Origin of the sequence: Streptomyces sp. NPDC001852, from assembly GCF_042891825.1 — a bacterium.
Taxonomy (GTDB): Bacteria; Actinomycetota; Actinomycetes; order Streptomycetales; family Streptomycetaceae; genus Streptomyces.
In genome coordinates, this window is record NZ_JBIATN010000015.1 from 253736 (window position 1) to 278686 (window position 24951).

The 24951-nt window shown below is 70.5% G+C and carries 21 protein-coding genes, 1 pseudogene and 1 riboswitch; of the genes and pseudogenes, 16 read left to right on the forward strand and 6 right to left on the reverse strand.

The annotated features are described in order from the left end of the window. Positions 1-70: 70 nt before the first annotated feature. Positions 71-3088 carry a BTAD domain-containing putative transcriptional regulator gene (locus ACFYZB_RS26585; RefSeq protein ID WP_388763043.1) on the reverse strand — a complete coding sequence of 1006 codons (3018 nt, stop codon included), beginning with the start codon at positions 3086-3088 and terminating at the stop codon, positions 71-73. A 115-nt stretch (positions 3089-3203) separates the two neighbouring features. Next, a complete protein-coding gene (locus tag ACFYZB_RS26590; protein ID WP_388763044.1) occupies positions 3204-4235 on the reverse strand; it encodes a hypothetical protein in 1032 nt (343 codons plus the stop codon). Positions 4236-4318: 83 nt separating this feature from the next. Here ACFYZB_RS26590 and ACFYZB_RS26595 point away from each other — a divergent pair, with 83 nt between their 5' ends. From ACFYZB_RS26595 to ACFYZB_RS26615, 5 genes are all read left to right on the forward strand, one after another. Further along, positions 4319-4630: a helix-turn-helix transcriptional regulator gene (locus ACFYZB_RS26595; protein ID WP_351212600.1), complete on the forward strand. Its 312-nt coding sequence runs from the start codon at positions 4319-4321 to the stop codon at positions 4628-4630. Then, entirely contained in the window at positions 4627-5391 is a 765-nt protein-coding gene (locus tag ACFYZB_RS26600; protein ID WP_388763046.1) for a hypothetical protein, read from the forward strand. Before ACFYZB_RS26595 ends, ACFYZB_RS26600 begins: the two co-directional genes overlap by 4 nt. 87 nt (positions 5392-5478) lie before the next feature. After that, positions 5479-6216, forward strand: a complete 738-nt coding sequence (locus ACFYZB_RS26605) for a polyprenol monophosphomannose synthase (protein ID WP_388763047.1) — start codon at positions 5479-5481, stop codon at positions 6214-6216. 83 nt (positions 6217-6299) lie between these two features. Continuing rightward, complete coding sequence (locus ACFYZB_RS26610) at positions 6300-7565, forward strand: PP2C family protein-serine/threonine phosphatase (RefSeq protein ID WP_388763049.1); 1266 nt, start codon at positions 6300-6302, stop codon at positions 7563-7565. A gap of 1084 nt (positions 7566-8649) precedes the next feature. Continuing rightward, positions 8650-12015 carry a GH92 family glycosyl hydrolase gene (locus ACFYZB_RS26615; protein WP_388763051.1) on the forward strand — a complete coding sequence of 1122 codons (3366 nt, stop codon included), beginning with the start codon at positions 8650-8652 and terminating at the stop codon, positions 12013-12015. 127 nt (positions 12016-12142) lie between these two features. Here the strand turns inward: ACFYZB_RS26615 and ACFYZB_RS26620 are convergent, their stop codons facing one another. After that, positions 12143-13039, reverse strand: coding sequence for a LysR family transcriptional regulator (locus ACFYZB_RS26620; RefSeq protein WP_388763053.1), 897 nt, complete (start codon positions 13037-13039; stop codon positions 12143-12145). A gap of 114 nt (positions 13040-13153) precedes the next feature. Then, complete coding sequence (locus ACFYZB_RS26625; protein ID WP_388763054.1) at positions 13154-14014, reverse strand: NAD-dependent epimerase/dehydratase family protein; 861 nt, start codon at positions 14012-14014, stop codon at positions 13154-13156. Between the two features lie 357 nt (positions 14015-14371). Here ACFYZB_RS26625 and ACFYZB_RS26630 point away from each other — a divergent pair, with 357 nt between their 5' ends. Then, a complete protein-coding gene (locus ACFYZB_RS26630; protein WP_388763056.1) occupies positions 14372-14764 on the forward strand; it encodes a hypothetical protein in 393 nt (130 codons plus the stop codon). On the opposite strand, the gene ACFYZB_RS26635 is transcribed toward ACFYZB_RS26630, so the two are convergent. Then, positions 14728-15156, reverse strand: coding sequence for a MarR family transcriptional regulator (locus ACFYZB_RS26635; RefSeq protein WP_351212616.1), 429 nt, complete (start codon positions 15154-15156; stop codon positions 14728-14730). The genes ACFYZB_RS26630 and ACFYZB_RS26635 overlap by 37 nt on opposite strands. 106 nt (positions 15157-15262) lie before the next feature. Between ACFYZB_RS26635 and ACFYZB_RS26640 the strand changes: the two genes are divergently transcribed. From ACFYZB_RS26640 to ACFYZB_RS26650, 3 genes are all read left to right on the forward strand, one after another. Beyond that, positions 15263-16720, forward strand: a complete 1458-nt coding sequence (locus ACFYZB_RS26640) for an aldehyde dehydrogenase family protein (protein ID WP_388763058.1) — start codon at positions 15263-15265, stop codon at positions 16718-16720. Positions 16721-16745: 25 nt separating this feature from the next. Beyond that, positions 16746-17852, forward strand: a complete 1107-nt coding sequence (locus ACFYZB_RS26645; RefSeq protein ID WP_388763059.1) for an NAD(P)-dependent alcohol dehydrogenase — start codon at positions 16746-16748, stop codon at positions 17850-17852. 348 nt (positions 17853-18200) lie between these two features. Next, positions 18201-18350 (forward strand): hypothetical protein, encoded by a 150-nt coding sequence (locus tag ACFYZB_RS26650; RefSeq protein ID WP_388763079.1) that lies wholly within the window; start codon positions 18201-18203, stop codon positions 18348-18350. A 26-nt stretch (positions 18351-18376) separates the two neighbouring features. On the opposite strand, the gene ACFYZB_RS26655 is transcribed toward ACFYZB_RS26650, so the two are convergent. After that, a complete protein-coding gene (locus ACFYZB_RS26655) occupies positions 18377-19486 on the reverse strand; it encodes a HoxN/HupN/NixA family nickel/cobalt transporter (RefSeq protein ID WP_388763060.1) in 1110 nt (369 codons plus the stop codon). A gap of 26 nt (positions 19487-19512) precedes the next feature. Then, positions 19513-19703: riboswitch (cobalamin riboswitch) on the reverse strand. A 79-nt stretch (positions 19704-19782) separates the two neighbouring features. Here ACFYZB_RS26655 and ACFYZB_RS26660 point away from each other — a divergent pair. From ACFYZB_RS26660 to ACFYZB_RS26690, 7 genes and pseudogenes are all read left to right on the forward strand, one after another. Next, positions 19783-20163 (forward strand): ArsR/SmtB family transcription factor, encoded by a 381-nt coding sequence (locus tag ACFYZB_RS26660; RefSeq protein ID WP_388763061.1) that lies wholly within the window; start codon positions 19783-19785, stop codon positions 20161-20163. Positions 20164-20518: 355 nt separating this feature from the next. Next, entirely contained in the window at positions 20519-20896 is a 378-nt protein-coding gene (locus ACFYZB_RS26665; RefSeq protein ID WP_388763063.1) for a hypothetical protein, read from the forward strand. Further along, positions 20893-21066 carry a hypothetical protein gene (locus ACFYZB_RS26670; RefSeq protein ID WP_388763065.1) on the forward strand — a complete coding sequence of 58 codons (174 nt, stop codon included), beginning with the start codon at positions 20893-20895 and terminating at the stop codon, positions 21064-21066. Before ACFYZB_RS26665 ends, ACFYZB_RS26670 begins: the two co-directional genes overlap by 4 nt. 128 nt (positions 21067-21194) lie before the next feature. Beyond that, positions 21195-21488, forward strand: coding sequence for a hypothetical protein (locus ACFYZB_RS26675; RefSeq protein ID WP_388763067.1), 294 nt, complete (start codon positions 21195-21197; stop codon positions 21486-21488). 77 nt (positions 21489-21565) lie between these two features. Further along, positions 21566-22297 (forward strand): SDR family oxidoreductase, encoded by a 732-nt coding sequence (locus tag ACFYZB_RS26680; protein ID WP_388763068.1) that lies wholly within the window; start codon positions 21566-21568, stop codon positions 22295-22297. Between the two features lie 120 nt (positions 22298-22417). Continuing rightward, positions 22418-22957, forward strand: a pseudogene (locus tag ACFYZB_RS26685) (nitroreductase); the annotation flags it as partial. A 785-nt stretch (positions 22958-23742) separates the two neighbouring features. After that, complete coding sequence (locus ACFYZB_RS26690) at positions 23743-24855, forward strand: ABC transporter substrate-binding protein (protein ID WP_388763070.1); 1113 nt, start codon at positions 23743-23745, stop codon at positions 24853-24855. Positions 24856-24951 lie beyond the last annotated feature (96 nt).

Genomic DNA, 24951 nt, shown 5'->3' on the forward strand with positions numbered 1-24951 from the left:
AGACCCGGGGGAGAGGGGGAGCGCGGTCCGGCCGGGGAGGAACCCGGCCGGGCCGGCTTCGCCCGAGACGCTATGACTCGTCGGCGCCCGGTCGTCGTTCCTGACGGCGGCGGTCGAGGTCGTCCAGAGCGCGGGAGATGCTCGCACGGTTGGCATCGCCGACCGGCAGGGCGGTGGCCCGCTCGAAGAAGTCGCGCGCCCCGGCCAGGTCTTCCGCCACGGCCCCGTGCCAGATCAGCCGATGGCGTATCGCGATCTCGGACGCGGTGCCGGTCTGCTCGCCCAGTACCGCGTGCGACCGGCGACGGAGTTCGGCGGCCGCCTCCGGGTTGCCCAGGTCGGCTTCCGCCGTGGACAGCCTGCCCAGGACCGCGGAGTACAGGGGGATGTCGCCAAGTCGCCTGGCCAAGTCCTCGGCCTTCCCGAGGGTGCCCACGGCCTCGGCCGGCCGCCCGAGGTCGAGTTGGAGACGACCGAGGCGGAGCAGGGTCTTGCCGAGAAGCCGCGGACTGCCCCCCTTCTCGGCGAGGGCGATCGCCTCGAGGTAGCGGTCGTAGGCCTTGTCGTACTCTCGGAGCTGGTGGTGTACGTCGCCGACGCGTGTCATGACCGAACCCGTGAGCCAGTCGTCGTGCGTCAACTCCCCGGCCAGGCGGAGGACTTCGGCAAAATGGCCCATGGACTCGGCGATCCGCCCCTCGAGATTGGCGAATGTTCCGAGACCGGCCGCGGCTCTGGCCTGCTCATGCCGGTCACCGGCCCGGCGACTGATGTCCAGTGCTTCCGTGAACCAGGAGCGGGCCTGCCGGTAACGGCCCTGCAGCCCGTTCAGGATGCCCAGACCCGTGCGCAGCGCGGAGTCCATCCGGCGGTCGGTGGCCTGACCGACCAGCGGCAGCAGCATCTCCAGCGCGGTGCGGCACTCGTGGAACCGGCCCTGTCGGGTGAGGTAGTCGACCACGCCCTCGGCGATCCAACAGGCCTCGTCCAGCCGGCCCACGGCCGCCGCCTGTCCGATCACGTCCACCAGTTCACCGCCCGCCTCGTCCAGCCAGGCCGTGGCCTCCTCCCAGTCCGCGAAGGGTCCGATGCCCTGCGGGCCGGTCGGAAAGGACGAGGTGCCCCAGTCGGCGGCACAGCGGGCGGCGGCCACGTACAGCCGGAACACACCACCCTGGGCCGCCGGGACCTCCTCGGGCGATGCGGTGGCGACGCGTCGGGCATAGACCGCCATGAGGTCGTGCAACCGGTAGCGGTCGGCGGTCACCCGCTGCACCAGACTCGCCTCGGCCAGGCTCTCCAGGGCGCGCTCGGCGTCGGAGGGCGTCCGGTCGAGAAGGGCGGCCAGCGTCAGCCGGTCCAGCCGTACGGTGGGTGACAGGCCCAGGGCACGGAAGGCACGCTGCTCGGCGGCCGGAAGCTGCTCGTAGGAGATCCGGAACGCGGCCTCGACGCTGCGGTCCTCCACCGTCAGCTCGTCGAGCCGGCGCTCGTCGTCGGCCAGTCGCACCGCCAGGGCGTCCACCGCCCACGACGGGCGGTCCTGTATCCGTGCCCCGACGATGCGCAACGCCAGCGGAAGCCGACCGCACAACGTGGCGAGTTCGCGTACGGCCACACGCTCGTGGTCGGATGCGTCGCCCCCCTCCTCGCCGCCGACGATCCGGGTCAGCAGGTCCGCCGCCTCGTCGATGGCGAGAGGGGACAGCGAGACTCTGCGGTCCGCGTCCAGCCCGGTCAGGCGCCGGCGGCTCGTCACCATCACCATGCTGCCGGAACCCGCGGGTAACAGCGGTCGTACCTGCTCGGCGCGGGAGGCGTCGTCGAGTACGAGCAGCAGCCGAAGGGAAGCGGTCGCCGCCCGCCACGACGCGGCCAACTCGTCCAGGTCCTCGGAGTCCTCCCCGTCGCCGGCACCCACCGCCCGCAGCAGCCGGCGCAGTACGCGCTGCCGCCCCATCGCCTCACGGTCCTCGCGGTGCCCGTGCAGGTCCACGAAGAGGCAGCCGTCGGGATACCGGTCCCGCAGCGCTCGCGCCGCGCGCACCACCAGGGCGGTCTTCCCGACTCCGGCCATGCCGTCCACCGCCCGGACGGTGACCGCCCGCGCGTCGGCAGGCGCGACGAGAAGCCGAAGTTCTCGGTCCCGGCCGGTGAAGTTGCCTGTCCCAACGGGTAGTTCATGCCGCACGCGGCGTTTGTGACGAGCCTGTTCCGGACCCCGAGGCCCGCTCGGCCGATGGGTCATGTCGTCCGCCGTCCGCCTCTGCCGTGGCGCGGTGTCGCCGGGCGGCGAGGAGTCGTCGCCACGGAGGACCGCCTCGTGCACGCGTCGCAGTTCGGCGCCGGGCTCCACCCCTTGCTCGTCCACCAGACGGCGCCGCACCGCGGCGTAGACGTCCAGCGCGTCGGACTGACGGTTGCCGGCATGCAGGGCACGCATGAGCAGGGCGGCCAGCGCCTCGTTGTAGGGGTGGGCCGTCGTCAGGGAGAAGAGTTCCCCCACGGCGGGGGCGTGGTGTCCCGCCCGGAGTTGGCAGTCCACCCTGTCCTGCAGCAACAGGAGCCGCTGTTCCGCCAGCCGCAATCGCTCCCCTTCCGCGAAGGGCCCCACGATCCCGGCCAGGGGTTCGCCGCGAAACAGTCCCAGCGCCCGGGACCACGCGTCCACCGCGGCGTCCAGGTCCCCGGAATCCCGCGCCGCGCGCCCTTCGGCCGCGAGCTCCTCCCACCGCGCCACATCCGTGCACGCACTTCCCGGGGCGAAGCGGTAGCCGCCGCGGACGGTGTCGATCACGGAATTCGCCGAGCCGTTTCCACGAGCATCCAGGCGCCGTCTCAACCGGTGAACATAGACCGGGATCACTCTGCTGCCCGTGCCGGGGGGCTCCGCACCCCACACCCCGTCGAGCAGTTGCTGCCGACTGACCGTTCTGCCTGGTCGAAGCAGCAGGGCGATCAGGAGCGCCTGTTCACGCACCGGCCCGAGCTCCAGACTCGCGTCGCCGCGCCAGGCCTGGAGCGGCCCGAGCAGAGCGAATCGAAGTTGCTGATTTGCATCCGTGGATAACTCGCGCGGAATCGGCACGCGGCGAGTCTATCCAGCCTCCACCCACCCCACGGCCACCCCCACAAGACCTGCGCCTATCGGATACGACGGCACCACACGGCTTCCGTGCAACAAAGGGAGAACTCCTTTGCTGTCAGGGTGACTTGCTCTCCCCTCGAGGTCGGAGGCGGGCGGTGGCCGCGGCGAACCGGCCGCGCAGGCCGGAAGGGTCCCAGGGAAGGCCCGCCAGCAGGAGAGCCGCCGTGCCCACGGACGTGACCAGACCGGCGCCGAGCGTGAGGGCGGCCACGGCAGGGACGGACGTCAGCGAGCCCGTGCCGAACAGGGGCCACAGCGTGTCACGGAACGCCGTCGCCCCGCTGATCGCGACGCATCCGGCGACGACCGATGCCTCGGCAATGCGGCGCAGCCGGGTGCGCGGCGGCCGGGCGACGAATCCGGCGACCGCGTTGCTGATCACGCAGAACGCGAGGTTGGTGGTCGTCTCGACGATCAGGAACCAGGCGATGAGCAGCGGATCCGTCCAGCGTTCGCCCACGGCCTGTGCGGCGGTCAGTGCCGCCGCGGCCAGCGCGCTCAGCCCGACGAACACGGTCATGGCACGGCGGCGCATCCAGGCCGCGGTGTCCGGGCCGACCGACCGCCGCAGCATGGGGATGCGTCGGCAGACGAAGACGGCGTCGCCGAGCCAGTCGGTCTCCCCGCCACCGGACGGGCCGTGCCGTCGGAGACTTCGCACCAGCAGCGCTACCACCACCGCGGTGAGCACGGAGTTGACGGCCAGTCCGCCGATCAGAGCCGATGTCCATGCCCGTGACCGCAAGGCGGGGGTTCGGGCGACGACCGCCGCCCACTCGACCCCCAGCGTGAGTGCGACCAGCGTGATCATCGCTGCCGCCGCACGCACTGTCTGCCGTACCCGGTCCGCACCGCCCGGTGCCTGCCGTACGAGCAGCCGCAGCCCGATCACCAGCGCGAGCATCGGCACCGCGAACTGGGCCAGGGACACCACCACGTCATAGGGGTCGTCCTGCCAGGGGCTGGCCGCCCGGACGGTCTTGTCCTGGGTCGCGAGCAGCGTCGACGCCTCGAACACGGCGGCCACGCCGAGGCCCACCCGGACCGGGGAGGAGGAAGCCCGGCCGTTCTGCTTCACATGTTCCATGGATCGCCATAGTACGCGCCTCGTACTACGTGACAAGTAGTATCGCGGCTCGTATCATGTGAGACCGGAGGCAAGGAGACCCCATGCACAGCAACGACGCCCAGATGCTCGTGCTCACCGTCCTCGCGGACGGCCCGCTGCACGGATACGCCATCAACACCGCGATCGAAGAACTCACCGGTCGCAGACTCGGCCCCGGCAGCCTCTACGGCGCACTCTCCCGGCTGGAGGCACGCGAACTGATCCGGCCCGCGGAGCAGGCGGGCGAGACCCAGGAACGCCACCGCACCATGCAGATCACCGACGCGGGCCGCGACCAACTGCGCGCCGAACTCGAGCAGATGGCCCGCATCTCCGCCGCCGGCCTGCGCGCACTGGGGATCACGCCGGCATGAACGCGGCCACGCTGCTGACCCGGCTCTACCCGCCGGCCGTACGCGAGCGCTGGGGCGAGGGCATCAGCCACGAGGTGTCCGCCGCCGGAATCCGCTCCTGGCCCGACACCCTCGCGGGGGCCGCGCGGCTGTGGCTGCGCCCCGGCGACTGGCCCGAGACCTCCACCGGCCAGACCCGCCGCGTGCTGACGGTCGCGCTGTTCGCGCTCACCGCGGCCACCGGGCTGCTGCTGCGCTCTGCCGAGCCCTCCACCACCCTCAGGGCCGACGTCCACCACCCCGCCACGAGCCTGTGGCTGGTCCCGCTCCTGCTCGGCATCGGCCTTGCCGTACCGCTCCCACCACTGCGCGGCGCGGCACTGCGCAGCCTGACCGCCACGGCGCTGCGCATTCTGGCGGCCCCGGCCGTCGCGGTCGTGGCCCTCTGCGTGATGGCGTGGAGCGGTGCGGCCGAACACCTCACGGGACTCGCCGCCGCCGCCGCGGTCACCTACTACTGGCTCACGCTCGGATTCGTCGCACTCCGCCTGTGCGTCCTCGTCGCCCGCATCGCCACGATCGCTCACCTGCCGACCACGCGCCGGCTGTCCACGGCCCTTCTGTACATCGGGACCGGACTGGCCCTCTCCGCGAGCCAGAATCTCCTCGCCGCCCTCCGGACCGCTCTTCGCCCCGGTTCCCTCGCCGAGGGCGTGGCACTGGGCCTCCTGGCCGCCGCAGCCCTCAGCACCGGCCGCGACCTGCGGCGCAGGAGGGCATAGCCCCGGCACAAGCCCGATGTGTAGCCTGCCCCCCATCCTTCCGGGGCGTCTCACCCCACCTGTCCACGGCCGACCGAGGAGCCGCAGATGGCCGTCGTAGCCCCGAAGGTCGTCGTCGTGGTGCCGACCTACGACGAGCGGGACAACCTGCCCGTCCTGGCCGGCCTGCTCGCGGAACTGCCCGTGCCGAACCTGCATCTGCTCGTGGTCGACGACAACTCACCCGACGGCACGGGCGAGGTCGCCGACGAACTCGCCGCTGGGTCACCGGACACCGTCGGCGTGCTCCACCGCACCGCCAAAGACGGGCTCGGGCGTGCCTACGTCGCAGGGATGGCCCGTGCGCTGGACGAGGGCGCCGATGTGGTGGTCCAGATGGACGCCGATCTCTCGCACCCGGCCTCGGCGATCCCCGCCATGGTCGACACTCTGCGGACGAAGGACGCGGCCGTCGTGCTCGGCTCCCGGTACGTGGCAGGCGGCTGCGTCGCCACCGATTGGCCTTGGCGCCGCAAGGCCCTGTCCGCCTGGGCCAACCTCTACGTCAACGCGATCCTGCGACTGCACGTGAAGGACGCCACCGCCGGATTCAAGGCATGGCGGGCCGAGACCCTGCGAGCGATCGACCTCTCGTCCGTCCACAGCAACGGGTACTCGTTCCAGGTCGAGATGAACTACCGCACCGTCAAGCAGGGCCTGACCATCCTCGAAGTGCCGATCCGTTTCGAGGAACGCTCGCGAGGCGCGTCGAAGATGAGCCTCGGGGTGCAGCTCGAATCCGCGCTGACCCCGTGGAAGCTACGCTTCGGAACCACGCCGGGCTGAGGCCTCCTGCAGGCCAGGCAGCTCGGCCGCCACCTGCCGGCCCAACGGGACCAGGGTGGGTCGCGGCCGTACCCCACGCGATCATGCCTGACGTGAGAGAGGCCGGGATCGGTGTGAGACTGGGCACGGAAGGGGTGATCTCCGTGCCGGACCCACCGCACGCGTCCGCCGGTCTCGTCACCGCTGTCGACGAGAATCGGCTGGCAGCGCTGATCACCGAGGCGCAGACGGCTCTGCCGTTCGAACTGCCCGCCCTGGCGAACCGGGGCGCCGCGGCCCTCGGCCTGGAGAGCGCGCTGATCTACCTCGTCGACCTGCGACAACGACTGCTCATCCCCCTCGACGAGGCCTTGGAGCCGCTGCCGGTGGAGGGCTCGTCGGCCGGCTGGGCGTACCGCACACTCTCCCCGCGGGTGACCGACGCCCACGACGGCTCGATCGTCTGGGTGCCTCTGGTCGACGGTGCGGAGCGGCTCGGTGTGCTGGCGGTGGGGACCGCCTTGCCCGACGAGGTGCGGATGCGCCGCAGCCGGATGCTGGCCGATGTGTTCGCCATGCTCATCACCTCCAAGCGTGCCTACAGCGACTGGCTCGCGGCCCGTGCCCGCACCGCGACCATGGCGCTGCCCGCCGAGATGCTGCGGGCCTTCCTGCCGCCCCACACGGTCGGCAGCAGAAGGTGTGTCTCCACGGCGGTCCTGGAACCGGCATACGACGTCGCCGGCGACGCCTTCGACCACTCGGTGGTCAAGAACGTGCTGCACACCATGATCCTCGACGGCATGGGGCACGATCTGACCGCCGGCCTGACCACGTCGGTGGCCATGGCCGCGGCGCGCAACGCCCGCCGCGGCGGTGGCGACCTCGCTGACGTCGTCGGCTCGATCGACCAGGCGCTCGCCCACTGGCTGCCCGACCACTTCTGCACCGGTGTGGTGTGCCGGCTCGACGCGGAAACCGGGGTACTGCGCTGGGTCAACTGCGGTCACCCGCCGCCGCTGCTGATCCGCGCCGAGCGCGTGTTCGACGGGGCGCTCGACAGCCCCCCGCAGCCGCCGATCGGCCTGGCTGTGGAGCTCGCCCCCGGAACGCGGCACGTCCACGAGGTGGTACTGGAACCGGGCGACTGCGTCCTGCTCTACACCGACGGTGTCGTGGAGGCTCGCGATGGGGACGGTGCGGAGTTCGGCCTCGACCGGTTCACCGACTTCATCATCCGCTCCTCCGCCGCCGGACAACGCCCGGCAGAGGTCCTGCGGTTGCTCATCCACGCCATCCTCGACTACCAGCGCCACCAACTGCGGGACGACGTGACCATCCTGCTCTTCGAATGGCGCCCGCAGCAGTGACGCCGTACGGCGCACACCGACTGCCTCGCCACCAACTGCAGCGCGGACCGTCGACCAGGAGACTGCCCTCCCCCCCAACTCGTCGGTAGCGCGGTACGCGACGGGGCTCCGCCCTTCTGACTGCGCCTGATCCGCGACCGGTCGCTGACGTGCGAAGCCAGCGACGCCTCCACCAGCGCACCCCACGGCAAACACGCCCGCACCAGCCGGGGCACCCGCTACCACGACCGGCGCAAGACCGTCTGGGCACAGCAGCCGGCCGAGGCACCATGACCGAGCGGCGTGCCCGCCGCCAAGCCGTACGGGCACTCGGCGCCGCCCGATCCCCGTGTCGTCACCGGTCGCTTTTGCGATGCACGGGCCGCCGTACGGCGAGGAAGCAGCCGTTGCGCCGTCGATGAGATCGGCAACTCCTCAGCCGTATCGGCGTAGTGGAACGCGCACCTGCGCAGCGCCTCGAAGTGCCGCCCGGATCGGCCTGCCGGCCGTGTCGTCGGGGGACGCTGGGAAGCAACTCCGCCGTCACCGCGCCGCCTTGGCGGGTGTCGGCCCATGAGGCCGCGACCCGAGGGGCGGAGCCTGGCGCTCGCCGGTGTCCCTGCTGGTGCACGCCCGTAACGGCGGCACGGAAGGGGTGTTGCTTCGAGGGGGCCCAACTGCGTCAGGGTTCAGCCCGGTTCCTCGTGGGCCCTCGACGCCGGGCGCGACTGCTCCGTCGGCCTCGTGACCCGGCGTGAACTCCGGCCGAGGCCTTCCTCCCCCGGATCCTCCGGGGGCCCGTGACCGCTTGCCGATAGCGGCGGCGTGGTGCCGCAGGAACCCCGGCTGCGAACTTCGCACTCAGAAAGCTCTGTTGGCCTCGTTGACATGCCGTGAGCCCACGCGTTTCACTCGACACTCGTGAATGGCAACGTTGTCAGGGCCGTCGTTCGAGGCGGCCGGCACCGTTGCCTGTCATGACGTCCCTGCCCTTCGGCACGTCAGCACCTGTGCGAAGCACGAACCGCTGCGGAGGCAACCGATGGTCCGACCCCGACGTTCAGCTGCGCCACGTAACCGAAAAAGACTCCGTCAACGCCTGGCCGTGATCTGCGTCCTGGGAATCGCCGCGCTCCCGCTCCCGGCGATCGGGGACGCCCATGCCGAGAGCGCCGCAACACCGGCCCTGGTGCAAGACCCCGCGTCCCTCGTCAAACCTCTGATCGGCACGTCCGGAGAGGTGGACACCTTCCCCGGCCCCGACATGCCGGCCGGCATGGTGCAGTGGGGTCCCGACACGACGCCCGACCGCCCGGACGGCGGTGGCTACGAGTACAACGACAACAAGGTCTCCGGCTTCAGCCTGACCCACCTTTCCGGACCCGGCTGCCCCGTCGCGGGCGACCTGCCCATCCTGCCCGTGACCGGCACGCTGTCGGGCGACCTCGGCAATGCGTCCGTCGGCTTCAGCCACGACGACGAGCAGACCGGCATCGGTTACTACAAGGTCACCGACGCGGGCGGCGTCACGACCCGGCTGACCGACACCACCCGCGCCGGCCTGGGCACCTTCACCTTCCCCGCCGGCCGGCAGGCGAACCTGCTGTTCAAGCTCAGCGGCGGCGCCACACAGGTGGACGGCACCCGGGTCCAGGTGGTGAACAAACAGGAGATCAGCGGCTCGATCGACAGCGGTCACTTCTGCGGCGCGAACAACCGTTACACGTTGCACTTCGACATCAAGTTCGACCAGCCGTTCACCGGCAGTGGCACCTGGGTCGGCAGCACCATCAACCCCGGCGAGACGTCGCTGAAAGCGGGCAAGGTCCGACAGAACCTGCAGGCACATCCGCCAAAGCCGCTGAAGGAAAGGCACTTCACCGTTCCCGCAGCCCCGTCCCCGACGGTGCACGGGAGTGCCGGCACGTCCTCCGGCACGCCGTCACCGGTCCCGAGCGCCGGCGTGGCGCCCCGGACGTCGGGCGCGGGCAAGACCTCCGCGAGTACGTCCGCCGAGCCCCCCACAACCGGCGCGAACGGGATGTACCTGACCTTCGACACCTCGTCCGACCCGACGGTGAAGGCAAAGGTCGGCATCTCCTACACGAGTGACGCGGGCGCGGCGAACAACCTCGCCACCGAGATCAGGAACTGGAACTTCGACGCCGTCCAGCAGGCCAACCACGACGCCTGGAACGCGGTACTGAACAAGATCCGGATCGGCGGCGGCTCCTCGGACCAGCAAGTGCAGTTCTACACCGCGCTCTACCACGCGCTCCTCCACCCGAACGTCTTCTCGGACGACAACGGCCAGTACATGGGCATGGACAACCAGGTCCACAAGCTGGCCAGGGGCCAGCAGGCCCAGTACGCCAACTACTCGGGCTGGGACACCTACCGGTCCCAGACCCAGCTGATGGCCATGGTCGAGCCCAAGGTCACCAGCGACGTCGTCACCTCGATGCTCAACGGCTACGACCAGACGGGCCTGCTGCCCAAGTGGGCCTCGAACAACGGCGAGAGCTATGTGATGGTCGGTGACCCGGCCGCCGGCATCATCGCCGACGCGTACGCCTTCGGCGCCCGCAGCTTCGACACGGACAAGGCGCTCGCCGCCCTTCAGCACGAGGCCACCGTCCCGAACAACGACCGCCCCGGCGAGTCCGTGCGGGACACCAAGGGCTACCTCCCGCTCGACGAGAACGACTACGGCTGCTGCAACTTCTACGGCCCGGTCTCCACGCAGCTGGAGTACGACTCCGCCGACTACGCCCTGGCCGCCTTCGCGAAGTCGCTGGGCAGGACGGACGTCTACACGAAGTTCGCCACCCGCGCCCAGGACTGGATGAACGTCTTCAACCCGCAGACCGGCTACCTGCAGGCGAAGAACAAGGACGGCCAGTTCGCGGGCGGATTCACCCCGGGCACCTCCAACGGCTTCGTGGAAGGCACGTCGGCCCAGTACACGCCGATGGTCCCGTTCAACCTGCGGCAGCTCATCCAGGCGCGCGGCGGTGCCAAGGCGTACTCGTCCTTCCTGGACAGCCTGCTCGCCGACATCACCGACCCCGGCAACACCAACGCCAACCTGAGCAACGAGCCCAGCGTGGAGATCCCCTGGGAGTACGACTACACGGGCCAGCCGTGGAAGACCCAGGAAGCCGTCCGCCAGGCCCAGCAGAAGCTCTACTTCAACGCTCCGGTCGGCTCGTTCGGCAACGACGACCTCGGCGCCATGAGCTCCTGGTACGTCTGGTCCGAGCTGGGCATGTACCCCGAGACCCCGGGCACGGACACCCTGGCGCTCGGCAGCCCGGTGTTCCCGGTGGCCGAGGTGACCTTCGCGGGCGGCAAGACGGTGCAGATCAACGCGCCGCAGGCGGCACCCGACGCCCCGTACGTGCAGTCCCTCGGCGTCAAGGGCAAGGAGTGGAAGACCTCCTGGCTGACGTACCAGCAGTTCAAGGGCGCGGGCACGGTCGACTTCACCCTCGGCACCCAGCCCGGCACGTCCTGGGCGTCCGACCCGTCGGCCGTGCCTCCGTCGGACACCACCGGCGGAGACCGGGTGCTGGCCGCGACCGGCCCCTCCAGCGACGGCCTGGTGCTCCCGCCCAACGCGTCCGGTGACGCCACGCTCGACCTCACCAACCTCGGCAGCAAGGACGTCACCGTCGACTGGAAGGCGACCGCGGCCTCCGGTGTCACCCTCGACACCTCCTCCGGCTCGGTGAACGTGCCCGCCTCGGGCAGCGCCGAGGCGAAGGTCCACGTGACAGCGGGCGCGGCCGAAGGAACGTTTCCGGTCACCTTCGCGCTCACCGACCACAGCACCGGGGCGGCACTGAGCGGCGCCGCCCTTCGCGTCGCCGTGGCGAAGGCCGGCGAGCTGTGGCCCTACGACACCAACGAAGGCGTCTACCCCGACGGCACGAAGTTCTCGGGCGGCTTCGACAGCGACGGTTGGGCGTTCTCGCAGAACGCGGTGTCGGCGGCCGGCGTCACCAGCGGCTCCGCCGTCACGGTGGACGGCATCTCCTACACCTGGCCGACGGTGACGTCCGGTCAGCTGGACAACCTGGAGATGGCCGGCCAGACCATCCCGATGCCGGCCGGCACGTCCGGCTCGTCACTGGGCCTGCTGGGTGCGGCGGCCAACGCGCCGACCGACGGCAGCGGGGTCTCGGGCACGGTGACCGTCACCTACACCGACGGCACCACCTCCAAGGCGACGGTCGGCTTCTCGGACTGGACGCTCAACGGCGGGTCGAGCAAGCCGCTCGCGGGTGACACCACGGCCGTCACGACGGGCTACCGGAACACCGGTAGCGGGGGCCGGGACGGCGTGAAGACCTACGTCTTCGCCACGAAGGTCCCGCTCGACGCATCCAAGCAGGTGGCGTCGATCACCCTGCCGGTGACGGGCTCGACAGGCACGGACCATCTGTTCGCCTACGGCTTCGGCCAGTGAGACACGCCGGACACTGACGACGGCTGGGCCGGTCCCCGGGAAGCGCGAGCCCCGGGACCGGCCTGCCCTCTGGGCAGGACAAGGCGTGCGTGTGGTGGTCTCCCGCAGCGCCCGGGACCTGCCCGGTTCAGTGCCCGGACGGGCGGTCCCCCGTGCGGGGACCGGTCAGGGTCTCCCTCGCGGCCTCGGCGAAGTCGTGGATGAGAGGGGAGCGGCGGGACGCCACCCAGGCCAGGGCCACCTCGTTGGGGCCGATGTCCGCCACGGGCAGCGGAACGACGTCCGGGCGGGTGTAGAAGGTGGCGGTGGACAGCGGGAGCACGCAGATGCCGGCTCCCGACGCCACCAGCTCCAGCTTCTCCTCCACCTGGTGGATCGCCGGAACCTCGGGGCGCCTCCTGCCGCGCAACTCCAGCGCCACGTCACGCCACTCGGGAACGGCGTCGGGGTCCTGGAGCAGGTGCTCGGAGGCGAGGTCCCCGACGCTGACCGACGCCCTGTCCGCCAGACGGTGCCCCACCGGCAGCACGACGACCCGGGGCTCCTGGAAGAGCGACCGCACCTGAAGGCCGTGCCCTTCGATGGGCAGCCGTACGACGCCGATGTCCGCCCGGCCGTCCAGCAGCACCTGCACCTGATCGTCCCAAGTGGTGCGCAGCAGCCGCACGTTGACGCCGGGATGACGCGTGGCGAAGACCACCATGGCCGGGGTGACCGTGATGCCGGGCATGAAGCCGATGGTCAGGGTGGGTGTCTCCTGCGCCGCCGCCTTCACCCGTCGGACCAGCGCCTCGGCCGAGGCGAGCAGCGGGACGGCGTCCTCCAGCAACTGCTGTCCGGCAGGAGTCAGCAGCGTGCCGCGCCGGTCACGGTCGAAGACCTCGGCGCCCAGGTCGTCCTCCAGGCTGCGGATCTGCCGGGACAGGACGGGCTGGGCGATGTGCAGCCGCTCGGCCGCGCGTCCGAAGTGGAGTTCCTCCGCCACTGCCACGAAATACCGGAGCTTTCGCAGGTCAAGATCCACGCGGACTCATCGCTCACTTTCTCCCCGAGGCGCAGGCCGAGGCATGTGGTCAAGGATCTGTGCCCCGGGTGCGGTGCGCCGTCACGGACGGCGCCCACTGCTTCCCGGCCTGGTTCACTCACCGGCGGCGAGCACGGCCAGCGGGTCGGTGTGCATGGGGGCCCACCCCAGCTCCGCCTCGGCGCGTGCCGGAGTGAGCTGCTGGTCGAGGGCGAAGGCGTCCGCGATCGGGCCCATCTGCTCGCGGGCCTGCTCCAGCGTGAGGGAGGCGAGCTTCCCGTCGAGGCCGGCGGAGCGGGCGACGGCCAGCGCGCACTCCTTTGCGGTGGGGTTCACGCCGCCCACGCCGGCGTACACCGAACCGGGCTTCGCCTCGAGCGCGGCGACATACAGCTCCGCCATGTCGTCGATGTGCACCAGCGCCCAGCGGTTCGTGCCGTCGCCGATGCAGGGGATCGCACCGCTTTCCTTGCCGGGGATGGCGTAGAAGATGTCGATCAGACGGTTCTCACCGCCGTACAGCAGGCCGGGCCGTACCACGACGGGGCGGCCGCCTCGCTGTGCACGCTGCAGGACGGCGTCCTCGACGGGCTTGCGCCAGGCCACCAGGGCCGGCGGGTTCCAGGGGGCGGTCTCGTCGACGACCCCGCCCGTGTCGCCGTAGACCCAGGTGCCGCCGGTGTGCACATAGGTGCCGGCGCCGATGCCGTCCTGCATGGCGGTGGCCGCCCAGAGGTCCTCGACACCGTTCTCGGCCTGCGCCAGGTGCACGACCGCCTCGGCTCGGGCCGCCGCCGCGTTGAGCACGCCGAGGTCTCCCAGTCCGCCGCGTACCGGAGTCGCCCCGAGGGCGCTGACCGCCTCTGCCGCACGGTCGGTGCGGGCCAGTGCCTCGACGGTGTGCCCATGGCGGACCAGCGCGCTGATCGTGGCCTTGCCGATGTATCCGGATCCGCCGGTGAGGAAGATCTTCATGGGTGTGGCTCCTGTCTTCCGTGGCCCGGTCTTCGTGGGCCGGTGACCTCGCTGACCAGCCTCCGCCCGGAGACGGACCTCCGTCCAAGACCTCTTCCGGCACCGCTGATACCCGACGGGCATCACGTAGGGCACGCCGCTGAGGGCTCAGGGTGGCGGCGTCGGCTGTGGTTCTCCGGGGCGGATCCGGTGGGGTGGGGCTGGGGCCCGTCTTCCGCACCGGGTGAGGCGGAGCGACGGCTCGGTGAAGGACGTCACCGGCGCCTGCCTGACGTACCAGGTCCGTCCCGGGCACGCCGGACTGGTCGACGAGGTGATCGACTGGTACGACGGTACGGCGACGGGCCTCGAGCGCACGTGATACCGAGCGCCGCCGATGAGTTCGCCCTGCGGCGATGGGCGGCGCACGGTTATGAGACCGACCCCGCCTCGCTCGGCGACACCGGGTACTGGACCCAGCCCGACGAGCGGGACCTCACCGCCGAGGAACAGCCGGGGCTGGGCAGGGCGATGCTCTTGCACGGGATGCATCGGGCGCGGGCGGCCGGGGCCACTCGTGCGACGGTCGCCTGCCTGGGTGCGCGGGGGTATCCCAAGGCGCGCGGGCTGTTCCACGGCGTCGGGTTCCGCGAGCCCTCACGTGACGCGCCGCTCGTCAAGTCGTCCGACACGCCACTGACGAGCCGTCCCGAGCGAGGCGGCACCATCCTGATCTACGACAGCGCGTGCCACGCCTTGGACAGCGCCTGACGGAACTGGTCGGCCTGGTGCGGCGTGAGGTCGCGGATCATCCGCTCCTCCAGATCCCGTACCGGACCCGCGAACCGGTCGAGCAGTTCGCGCCCGTCGTCGGTCAGCAGGATCAGCAGTTCGCGGCGGTTGCGAGGGTTGCGCTCCCGCCGTACGAGCCCCCGCGCCTCCAGGGACCGTACGAGATCGGCCATGGACTGTGCCGTGACGAACGAGTCCCGGGCGAGCTGGGCCGCGGACAGCCCGTCATGACGCTCCAGCACGGTGAGGGCCGTGTACTGCAGGGCCGTGATCCCCGCCGGCTTGACCAGCTCGTCCAGGTGCGAGCGCACGACGAGTTCCACCTGCTTGACCATGTAGAGCAACGACGGGCGTGTCCGTGTACCGACCATGCGTGCACCCTAGACCATTGACAGGAATCCTGTCGTTATCCAGACTGCAGAACCAACAGGAAACCTGTTGGTTGAACGTTTGGCGAACGATGCTGGGGAGTCGGTCATGGCCACCACCTTCGACACTGGTCCGGGACAGTTGTTCATCGGCGGTCAGTGGCGCGAAGCCGCGGACGGCGCCCGCATGGACGTCATCGACCCGTCCACCGGCCGGGTGATCACGACCGTCGCGGAGGCCGACGCCGATGACGTCGACGCCGCCGTACGCGCGGCCAGGGAGGCCTTCGACTGCGGGCCGTGGCCGCGGATGAGCGGGCGCGAGCGCGGGCGCGTACTGCACCGGGTCGCGGAGCTGATCCGGGCGAACGCCGAGGAGATCGCGGCCCTGGAGAGCCTCGACGTCGGCAAGCCGATCTCCCTGTGCACCGCGGTAGACGTGACGAACGCGGCCAACGACTACGAGTACTACGCCTGCCTGGCGCAGAGCCAGGACGGCGCCACCCGCGACACCCCCCTCAACGCCTTCGCCTGCACCAGGCGCGAGCCGCTCGGCGTCGTCGCCGCCATCACGCCCTTCAACTTCCCCCTGATCCTCTCCGGTTCGAAGCTCGCACCGGCCCTCGCGGCCGGCAACACCGTCGTCCACAAGCCCGCCGAGGAGACTCCTCTCAGCGCCCTCCGCATGGCCCGCCTGCTGAAGGAGGCGGGCGTCCCCGACGGCGTGGTCAACGTCGTCACCGGCACGGGTCCGGTGGCGGGCGAGGCTCTGCTGCGCAACCCCGGCATCGACAAGGTCGCCTTCACCGGATCCACGGCGGTCGGCCGGCACGTGGCGAGCGTGGCGGGTGAAGGGCTCAAGCCCGTCATGATGGAACTGGGCGGCAACGCGGCGCACATCGTCTTCGAGGACGCCGACCTGGAGAAATCGGTCGGCACGATCATCAAGGCGTTCGTCTTCAACACCGGCCAGTTCTGCATGGCCGGACCTCGACTGCTGGTCGCCCGCCCGGTCCACGACACCCTGGTCGGCATTCTCGCCGGGGCTGTCGCGCAGGTGCCCGTGGGCGATCCACGCGATCCGGGCACCGTCGTCGGACCGATGGCGGGCCACAAGCACCTGGAGAAGGTCGAGGAGTACGTCGAACTGGCCCGCAAGGAGGGCGCCAGGGTGGTCGTCGGCGGCGAACGGCTCGACCTGGGCGGCGGCTACTACTACAAGCCCACCGTGATCACCGGCCTGGCCAACGACTCCCGCGTCGTCCGGGAGGAGATCTTCGGCCCCGTCCTCACGGTCCAGCCCTTCGACTCCGAGGCCGAGGCGGTGGCCCTCGCCAACTCCACGCCGTACGGCCTCGCCGCAGGCGTCCAGACCACCGGCCTCACCCGCGCCCACCGTGTCGCCGAGCGGCTGCAGGCGGGCATCGTCTGGATCAACGACTGGGCCATGCTCGACCCGGCGGTCCCCTTCGGCGGCGTCAAGGACTCGGGCTTCGGCCGCGAGTACGGCCCCGAGGCCCTCGCCGCCTACACCCGGGTCAAATCCGTCGTCGTCTCGCTCGACTGAGCGCCTGCCCGAAGGAGTTCACCGCATGACCACCATCACGCGCGCCGCCGTGGTCGAATCCGGGGGAGCGCCCTTCACGCTCTGCGACGTCGAACTCGACGCCCCGGGACCGGGGGAGGCCCTCGTCCGCATGGTCGCCACCGGCCTGTGCCACACCGACCTCGGCGTGGCGAGCGGCGGCCTGCCCTTCCCGCTGCCAGGCGTGCTCGGCCACGAAGGAGCCGGTGTCGTGGAGGCCGTAGGCCCGGACGTGACCGGCGTCGAACCCGGCGACCACGTCGTGCTGTCCTTCACCTCCTGCGGCAGCTGCCGCAACTGCCGTGACGGCCACCCGGCGTACTGCGCCACCTGGCTGCCACGGAACCTCATCGGCGGACGACGCTCCGATGGCACCAGCACCATCAGCCGCGACGGCAGCCCGCTCGGCGGGCACTTCTTCGGCCAGTCCTCCTTCGCCGAACGCGCGTTGGTGGACCGGCGGAGCCTGGTGAAGGTCGACCCCGATGTGCGGCTCGACCTGGTCGCACCGCTCGGCTGCGGTGTGCAGACCGGGGCCGGTGCCGTGTGGAACGTCCTCGGTCCCCGGGCCGGCAGCACGCTCGTCGTCCTCGGCGCCGGAGCCGTCGGCCTGTCCGCGGTGATGGCCGCCGCCCTCACCCCGGCTGCCCGGATCATCGCCGTGGACCGGTTCGCCGAACGGCTCGCTCTGGCCGAGGAGTTGGGCGCCACGCACACCGTCAACTCCGCCGAGGCCGACCTCGGCGACACGCTCGCCGCGCTGACCGACGGGCAGGGAGCCGACGGTGTCGTGGAGACCACCGGCAACGTCGCCGTGCTGCGCCAGGGCGCCGACGCGCTCGCCGCCCGCGGCACCCTGGTCGTCGTCGGCGCCCCACCCTTCGGCACCGAAGTCGCCCTGGACGTCAACGGGTTGCTGCCCGGCAAGCGGATCACCGGTCTCACCCTGGGTGACAGCGAGACCCAGACCTTCGTCCCCGCCCTCGTCCAACTGGTCAAGGAGGGGCGGCTGCCGCTGGAGCGCCTGATCAGTACGTATCCGTTCCCGGACATCGACCGGGCGGTGCGGGACATGAGTGAGGGCAAGACGATCAAGCCGGTGCTCACTTTCTGAGCGGGTGTGGTGGGCGCCACACGTCCCGTCCGGAACTCGGGTCCCTCCGGCCCCGACTCCTGAAGCGGCGCGGATCGATCCGAGTGACTCCGTACGACGTGATCTGGAGACGCGGTCGGACCCGTCGCGCCCGGCATGCACGGCACCGGCACGAGCCAGGGCGACGCCGATCCCGACGGCAGCGGTGGCATGGGGGACATGCACGGGGCGGGCCGCTGATGGGCTCGGAACCGGTGATCGCACCGGTGACGACCGATCTCAGCGTCGGCGGGATGACCTGCGCGGCCTGCGTGACGCGCCGTATGCCTCTCCATCCATCCGCAGCCCGTCGGCGCCCCGAAGTTCGGCATCCGCCTCCTCGGCGCGCCGGATGCCTGGACCACTCCCTGGCACTCGGCCGCCCTCCGCCGCGCCGACGCCACCTGGACCCTCATGCCCCGGGCCAAGGCCACTCGCCACGGTCACTCTGCCCCGGCCCTGCCTGCCGGGGCAGAGTGACCGTGGCGGCGACGGCCGCGGTGGCGTCAGGCCGTGTCCGCCGCGCGGGCGCGCCAGCGCTCCTCCACCTTCGCCACGCGCCAGTAGCCGATGGCCGCGGCCCAGACGACCACGAAGAGGCCGGCGATGACGTAGCCGACGTTGTCCAGGTTCAGGCCCGCGATCCAGCCGGAGACGCCATCACTCAGGCCCAGCTTGTCGTGCAGCACCCCGACCAGCTCGATCGTTCCGACGAAGAAGGCCACCGCGATGGAAAGGCCGGTGATGGTGAGGTTGTAGAACACCTTGCGTACCGGGTTGGAGAACGCCCACTGGTAGGCGAAGTTCATGAAGGTGCCGTCGAGGGTGTCGAACAGGCTCATACCGGCGGCGAAGAGGAGGGGCAGGCACAGGACCGCGTACCAGGGGAGGCCCGCGGCGGCGCCGTTGCCGGCCAGGGCGAGGAGCAGCACCTCGGTGGAGGTGTCGAAGCCGATGCCGAAGAGGAAGCCGAGCGGGAACATCTGACCGGGGCGGCGGACGGACTTGGTGAGCCGGCCCAGGATGCGGTTCATGAAGCCGCGGGAGTCGAGGTGGGCTTCCAACTCCGCCTCGTCGTACTGCCCTTCCCGCATGGCCCTGAAGACGCGGACGATGCCGAACAGCGCCACGAGGTTCAAGGCGGCGATCAGGTAGAGGAAGCCGCCGGAGACCGTGGTGCCCACGGTGCCGAGGACCTGGTGGGTCCGTGAGCCGTCGTTCATCAGGGTGCCCGCGAGCTTGGCGCCTCCGGCGACCAGTGCGGCCATGACGACCACCACGCTGGAGTGCCCGAGCGCGAACCAGAAGCCCACCGACACCGGCCGCTTGCCGTCGGCCATCAGCTTGCGGGTGGTGTTGTCGATCGCGGCGATGTGGTCCGCGTCGAAGGCGTGCCGCATGCCGAGGGTGTAGGCCGTGATGCCCAGCCCGACCCCGAACGCCTTGGTGCCGACCTCGTAGTGGCGCGGCACCACGAGCAGGAACAGGATTCCGAAGGCGACCACGTGCAGAGCGACGATCACGGTCAGGAGGCCGGCGGTTCGGACGGTGTCCTCACGCCGCCAGCGGAAGGAAGGGGCGGCGGCGGTTTCGGGCACGCCTTGGGGCACGGTCATACGGTCACGCTCCAGCACCTCGTGGATCAGCTTCGTGGTGCCGTGGCCGGTCTCCTGGCTGACGGGTCACTGCGCCCGCCCCTGCCTTCCCGGCCGCGAGGCCAGTGGCAATGCATGGGGCGGGAGCTCCCCGATCACAGTGGCGAGGGCCGCTCCGGACTGAGTCCCTGAGGGACTGTCACCGGTCTTCCCGAACACCACGGCCTGCCCACCCTAGAAGGCCGGAGGTTGAAGCTGCAAGGCTGCACAACTGATCAGGTATGTTGCTCGGCGTCAACGGCTGCGATGATGGGGGCATGCATCTCGTCCCCGCGGAACGTGCCGGGCAGCGGACCATCGACGGCCATCGGGTCTGCGACGCCATCACCGCCGTCGGCGAGCCCGAGCGGGTACGCGCCTGGGCCGACCGCTTCTCTCTGCTCTCCGACCCCGGGCGCCTGTCCCTGCTGCTGGCCCTCCACGAGGCAAGCCCCATCGCCGTCTCCGACCTGGCCGTCGCCACCGGGATGCGGGACACCGCCGTGTCCCAGGCACTGCGTCTGCTGCGGGCGGCGGGCGTCGTGGAGGGCGAGAAGGACGGCCGCATCGTGCGCTACCGCCTCGTCGACGCCTCGATTTCAGCCCTGCTGAAGCACTGCGGGTCCCAAGAGGCGGGAGCGGGCGGCCTTCTCCCTTAGGAACTGACGGACGAGCAGTTCCGCGTCCGCAGGTCCGGATCCTACCGGGGCGATCGAGAGGATGTCGGATTTGGCATTTGCCATTCATGTTCGAGGTTTGTAGACACTTGAGACACCAAGGCACCGGATGTGACTCGCGGTGGCGCTGTTCGACCGCCCCGGGGGATCCCTGGACACCAGTAGCCCGCACGGCAGTTCGACCGGGGTGAGCTCGACGGCTCGGACCACGCCGAACCAGCGGTGGACGAGCCGTCGTGGGACGGGGCGTCCCGGCCCCAACTTCCCGTACCTGAGGTCTCACCGCGTGGGGACCGACGCAGCGCCGGCCGGCCCTGGCTTCACGGGCGCGAAGGCCGTGCTGAACCCGGTGATCGTGGTGCTCACGGTCGGGTTGACGTTCGTGAGCGTCTTCCTCGCGGCGTTCCACACGCCCCAGCCCCATCGGCTTCCGGTGGCGGTCGTGCCATCGGACCGGTGCGCGGCCTTGTTCGACGTCAAGCTGCAGCGCGTCGCGCCGGGCGCGTTCCAGGTGGAGCGGTACCAGGACGAGCACTCGGCCGAGGTGGCGCTCGAGCACCGGAAGGTGTACGCGGCGTACGTGGATACGGCCCATGACCAACGACTGCTGTACGCCGGCGCGAACGGCCTGGCGGTGAAGGCGCTGGTCGCGCCGCTCGGGCAGGTGACGCAGGGGCCGGATCGAAGGTCCGGGTCGCGGACGTCCTGCCCTTGACCAGGGACGACACGCGCGGCCTGTCGATCTTCTACGCCTCGTTCGGCCTGATCCTGGCCGGATATCTGTTCGGCCAGGTGACGTACCAGGTGGCTCCCCGGCTGGCCTTCTCGCAGCGCCTGCTGAGTCTGACCGTCTTCTCGCCGGCCGGGGGTTCGCCACGGCCCTGATCGCGGACTCGATCTACGAGGCGATACCGGGGCGGTTCGTCGCTGTCGCCGGCCTCGTGACGCTCATGGCGGCGGTGGGGGCCGGAACCGTGCTGTCCATCCGTGTCTTCGGAGCCCCGGGTGCGCCGTTGGCATCGATCTTCATGCTGGTGATCGGGAACGCGACCAGCGGCGGTGTGCTTCCGCCCTCGTTCCTGCCCGGCTGGCTGGAACCTCTTGCCTCGGTGATGCCCGCGGGTGTCGGTGTTCGGGCGCTCAACCGGCTGGCCTGCTTGCACGACGACGGAGTGGCGAGCGGGTTCACGATCCTGTCCGTCTGGGTGGGCGTCTGCGTGCTGGCGATCTTCGGACTGGACCGGATCGCTTCCACGACGGCGATCGTGCACGCCGCGCACCGCGTCAGGCCCGCCCGAGCCCGATGAAACCGGCGGGACCGGGCAGCCCCATCATGTACATAAGGTATATATCGGACGCGAGGCATCGGAGAAAGGAAACTCACATGAAAATCGCGGTGATCGGCGGAACCGGACTGATCGGGTCACGAGTCGTGGAGAACCTGAGGGCGGCCGGCCACCAAGCCGTGCCGCACTCCCTGTCCACCGGCGTGAACATCATCACCGGAGAGGGTCTGGAGGCGGCCGTCTCGGGCGCCGACGTGGTCGTCAACCTGACGAATTCCCCGACGTTCGACGACGCCTCGCTCGCCTTCTTCCAGGCTTCGATGGACAACCTTGTCGCCGCGAGCGAGAAGGCAGGCGTCGGACACTTCGTCATCCTCTCGATCGTGGGCGTGGACAGGGTGCCCGAGCTGGACTACTACCGGGCGAAGGTGCTGCAGGAAGACGTCCTCAAGGCCGGGTCGATCCCCTATTCCATCGTCCGGGCCACGCAGTTCATGGAGTTCATGGACGCAACCCTGGCCATGACCACCGAGGGCGACACCGTCCGCCTGCCGCGCACACCGATCCAGCCGATCGCCGCCGCGGACGTCGCCGGCGCCGTCGCCGAGGTCGCCGCAGGCAGTCCCCTGAACGGCGTCCTGAACATCGCAGGTCCCGACGTCTACGCCCTCGACGAACTCGGGCGCCTCACCCTGACCGCCAAGGGCGATGCCCGCTCAGTCGTCACCGATGACAGCGCCGGCATGTTCGCCGCAGTCCACGGCGACGCCATCACCGCCCCGAAGGGCGCCCGGATCGCACCCACCCACTACACGGACTGGCTCTCCTGACCGAGGCCCCAGCCAGGACCTTCCGGGCGCGACGTCCACCGCACGGTCACCTGCCAGGGAGCATCCCGGTGCGGCTGCCGGCGGGGCGAGACGCCCAGCGGACGAGGGAGACGGGCGATCTTGGACGTCTGTGCGACGGTCACCAGCCGGCGGGCCGTGCGCGGATTCACCGACCGGCACGTGCCGAAAGCGGTACATGAACGCGTGCTGTCCGCCGCGGCCTGGGCACCGTCCGGATCGAACCTCCAGCCGTGGCACGTCTACGTACTGACTGGCCGGCCGCTGACGGAACTCAAGAAGCGCGTCGGTGAGCGTGTGGGCGCGAACGACCCCTGGGACGAACCCGAGCCCGAGATGTACCCGCCCGCACTCAAGTCCCCTTACCGCGAACGCCGGTTCGCCTTCGGCGAGCAGCACTACGGCGCACTCGGCATTCCCCGCGAGGACATAGAGGCGCGCCAGAGGGCCGCTTCCGCCAACTGGGTCTGTTTCGGCGCGCCCGCCGCCCTGTTCTGCTACATCGACCGAGGCATGGGCCGGCCTCAGTGGTCCGACGTCGGCATGTATCTGCAGACCGTCATGCTGCTGCTTCGCACCGAGGGGCTGCACAGTTGCACGCAGATGGCCTGGGCGAAGTACCACAAGACCGTCGCGGAGGTGGGGCGGGTGCTCGAAGGGGACCTTCGAACGGGCCGCCTGCAGGTGGGCCCGGGCACGGGGCAGATCCCCCTGCCGTACGGCGACGTCCGTGAGCACCGAGCGTGCCAGCGGCACCGCCCGCACGACCTCCAGCTCCTCCGCCACCGCCGGACAGGCCTCCGCCTCGACGACCGCGTCGTCCAGCGCGCCGCGCTCGAGCAGGGCGCAGGCCCGCTGCGCATGCCAGTACGGGAGCGACCACCCGAGACCCAGGGCCTCCGCCTTCTCCTGCCCCTCGCGCAGACACTGCTCGCTGTCGTCGAGACGATCCGTGGCGGTCGGGACCGTGCACAACCAGAGACCGGCCAGCCGGGGCGGCCGCGGCCTGAGGCTGTGCGGCTCGGCATCGGAACGACGCCTCGCCTGCTCGGCGATCCCGAAGGCACGAGACCGTGTGCCCTCGGATGACGCGGTAAACGGCCCTGGTTCCACCGCCTGCGAATCCGCTGGGAGTTCGCCCGGGGCGCGTTGCTCTGGGCATGGCGATCCCCGGGGCCTCTATGACGTTCGGGCAGGTTCGCGGGTGAGGGACGAAGAGCAGCCGTCATGCGGCGCCTTCGGGAAAGCCGGCAGCTCAGCGAACAAATAATCGGTTGCCTGTCGGCACCGGCGGTGGATGCAATGTCCGGCATGGTCACCCAGGTGCGCCCGCCACGGCGAGATGAGACGAAGGCGTGCTACCGGGCCTTGCCACTCTGCGATCCGGGCAAACCGCAACCGAATCGCCGCACGGGAGACACCAGCGCATGAGCACGCCACCATCGCCATCTGGGGCGGAGCGGACTGACGGATCATCCGTCCGGATCGGAGCTCTCGTTCCGCTGACTCGGCCTGGCTGGGTCGAGGCAGGCCGGCACTTGCTCGCTGGACTCGAGCTGGCGGTCCGCGAAGTCAATGACGCCGGTGGGATCGTCGGAAGGCCGATCGAGCTGGTGGTTCGAGACACCGCGGCTGATCCACGGAGGGCCGCGGCGGCCGTGGACGAATTGGCTCGCCTGGGCGTGGCCGCCTTGGTGGGGGAGTATCACAGTGTCGTCGCTCGCGCCGCTGCCGCCAGGGCCGACGCCCTCGGCCTGCCGTTCCTCTGCTCGTCAGCGGTTCTCGACGCGCTCACCGAACAGCCGACCGAGTGGGTGGCGCGCCTGGCCCCGGCGCAGTCCCGCGGATGGCAGATCTACGCAGACTTCCTCCACGGCGCGGGGCACAGTCGCATCGCCGTAGCAGCCGAACCGAGTGTCTACTGGGCATCCGGCGCCCGCATCCTGCGGGACTACCTCGCTCCACGTGGCGGCACCGTCATCGAACTCGACACGCGCGCGCTCGCCCCGACGGCCCTGTGCGACGAAGTCGTCGACCAGGGCGCCACAGCCCTCCTTCTTCTGGTCGGCCACCCGGAGCCGGCAGTGTCGATCGTCAACTCCGTCCGCCGCGACCAGCGCCTCGCCGGGATCATGATGGGCGCTCCGGCCGGGCAGCCGGAGTTCGCCGAATGGGCGACTCTGCTGGGGGTCGACGGCACAGCGATCCCGTTCTTGCGCTACCTGCCCGAACGCCTCAGCCCGCTCGGTGCACGAGTCGAGACGGTCCTCCGCGAGCGGCTGGCCGAAGCACCCTCCTTCGTCGCCTTCGAGGGCTCCGACACGGTCGCCGTCCTCGCCGACGTGCTGCGTTCTCGCGGCGCGGACCGGGCGCGCATTGCCGAATCCTGGCCGCGCGTCGCAGTCGAAGGCACCCGCGGGCAGATCCAGTTCTCCCGCATCCCAGGCATCAGCGTTTGGCAATGGGCCTGGACGCCCGTCCGAGTCGTGGATCGAGATCCGGCGGACCCGGATCGCTTTCGGATCATTCACACCGGCTAAACTTGATCATTAACCTCGCTGCTGTTTCAGGCGCACATGTTCGGTGAGGGTTTCGATTCGTTTCACGGTCTTCCCGGGCTCGTGACGTGGGGCTGA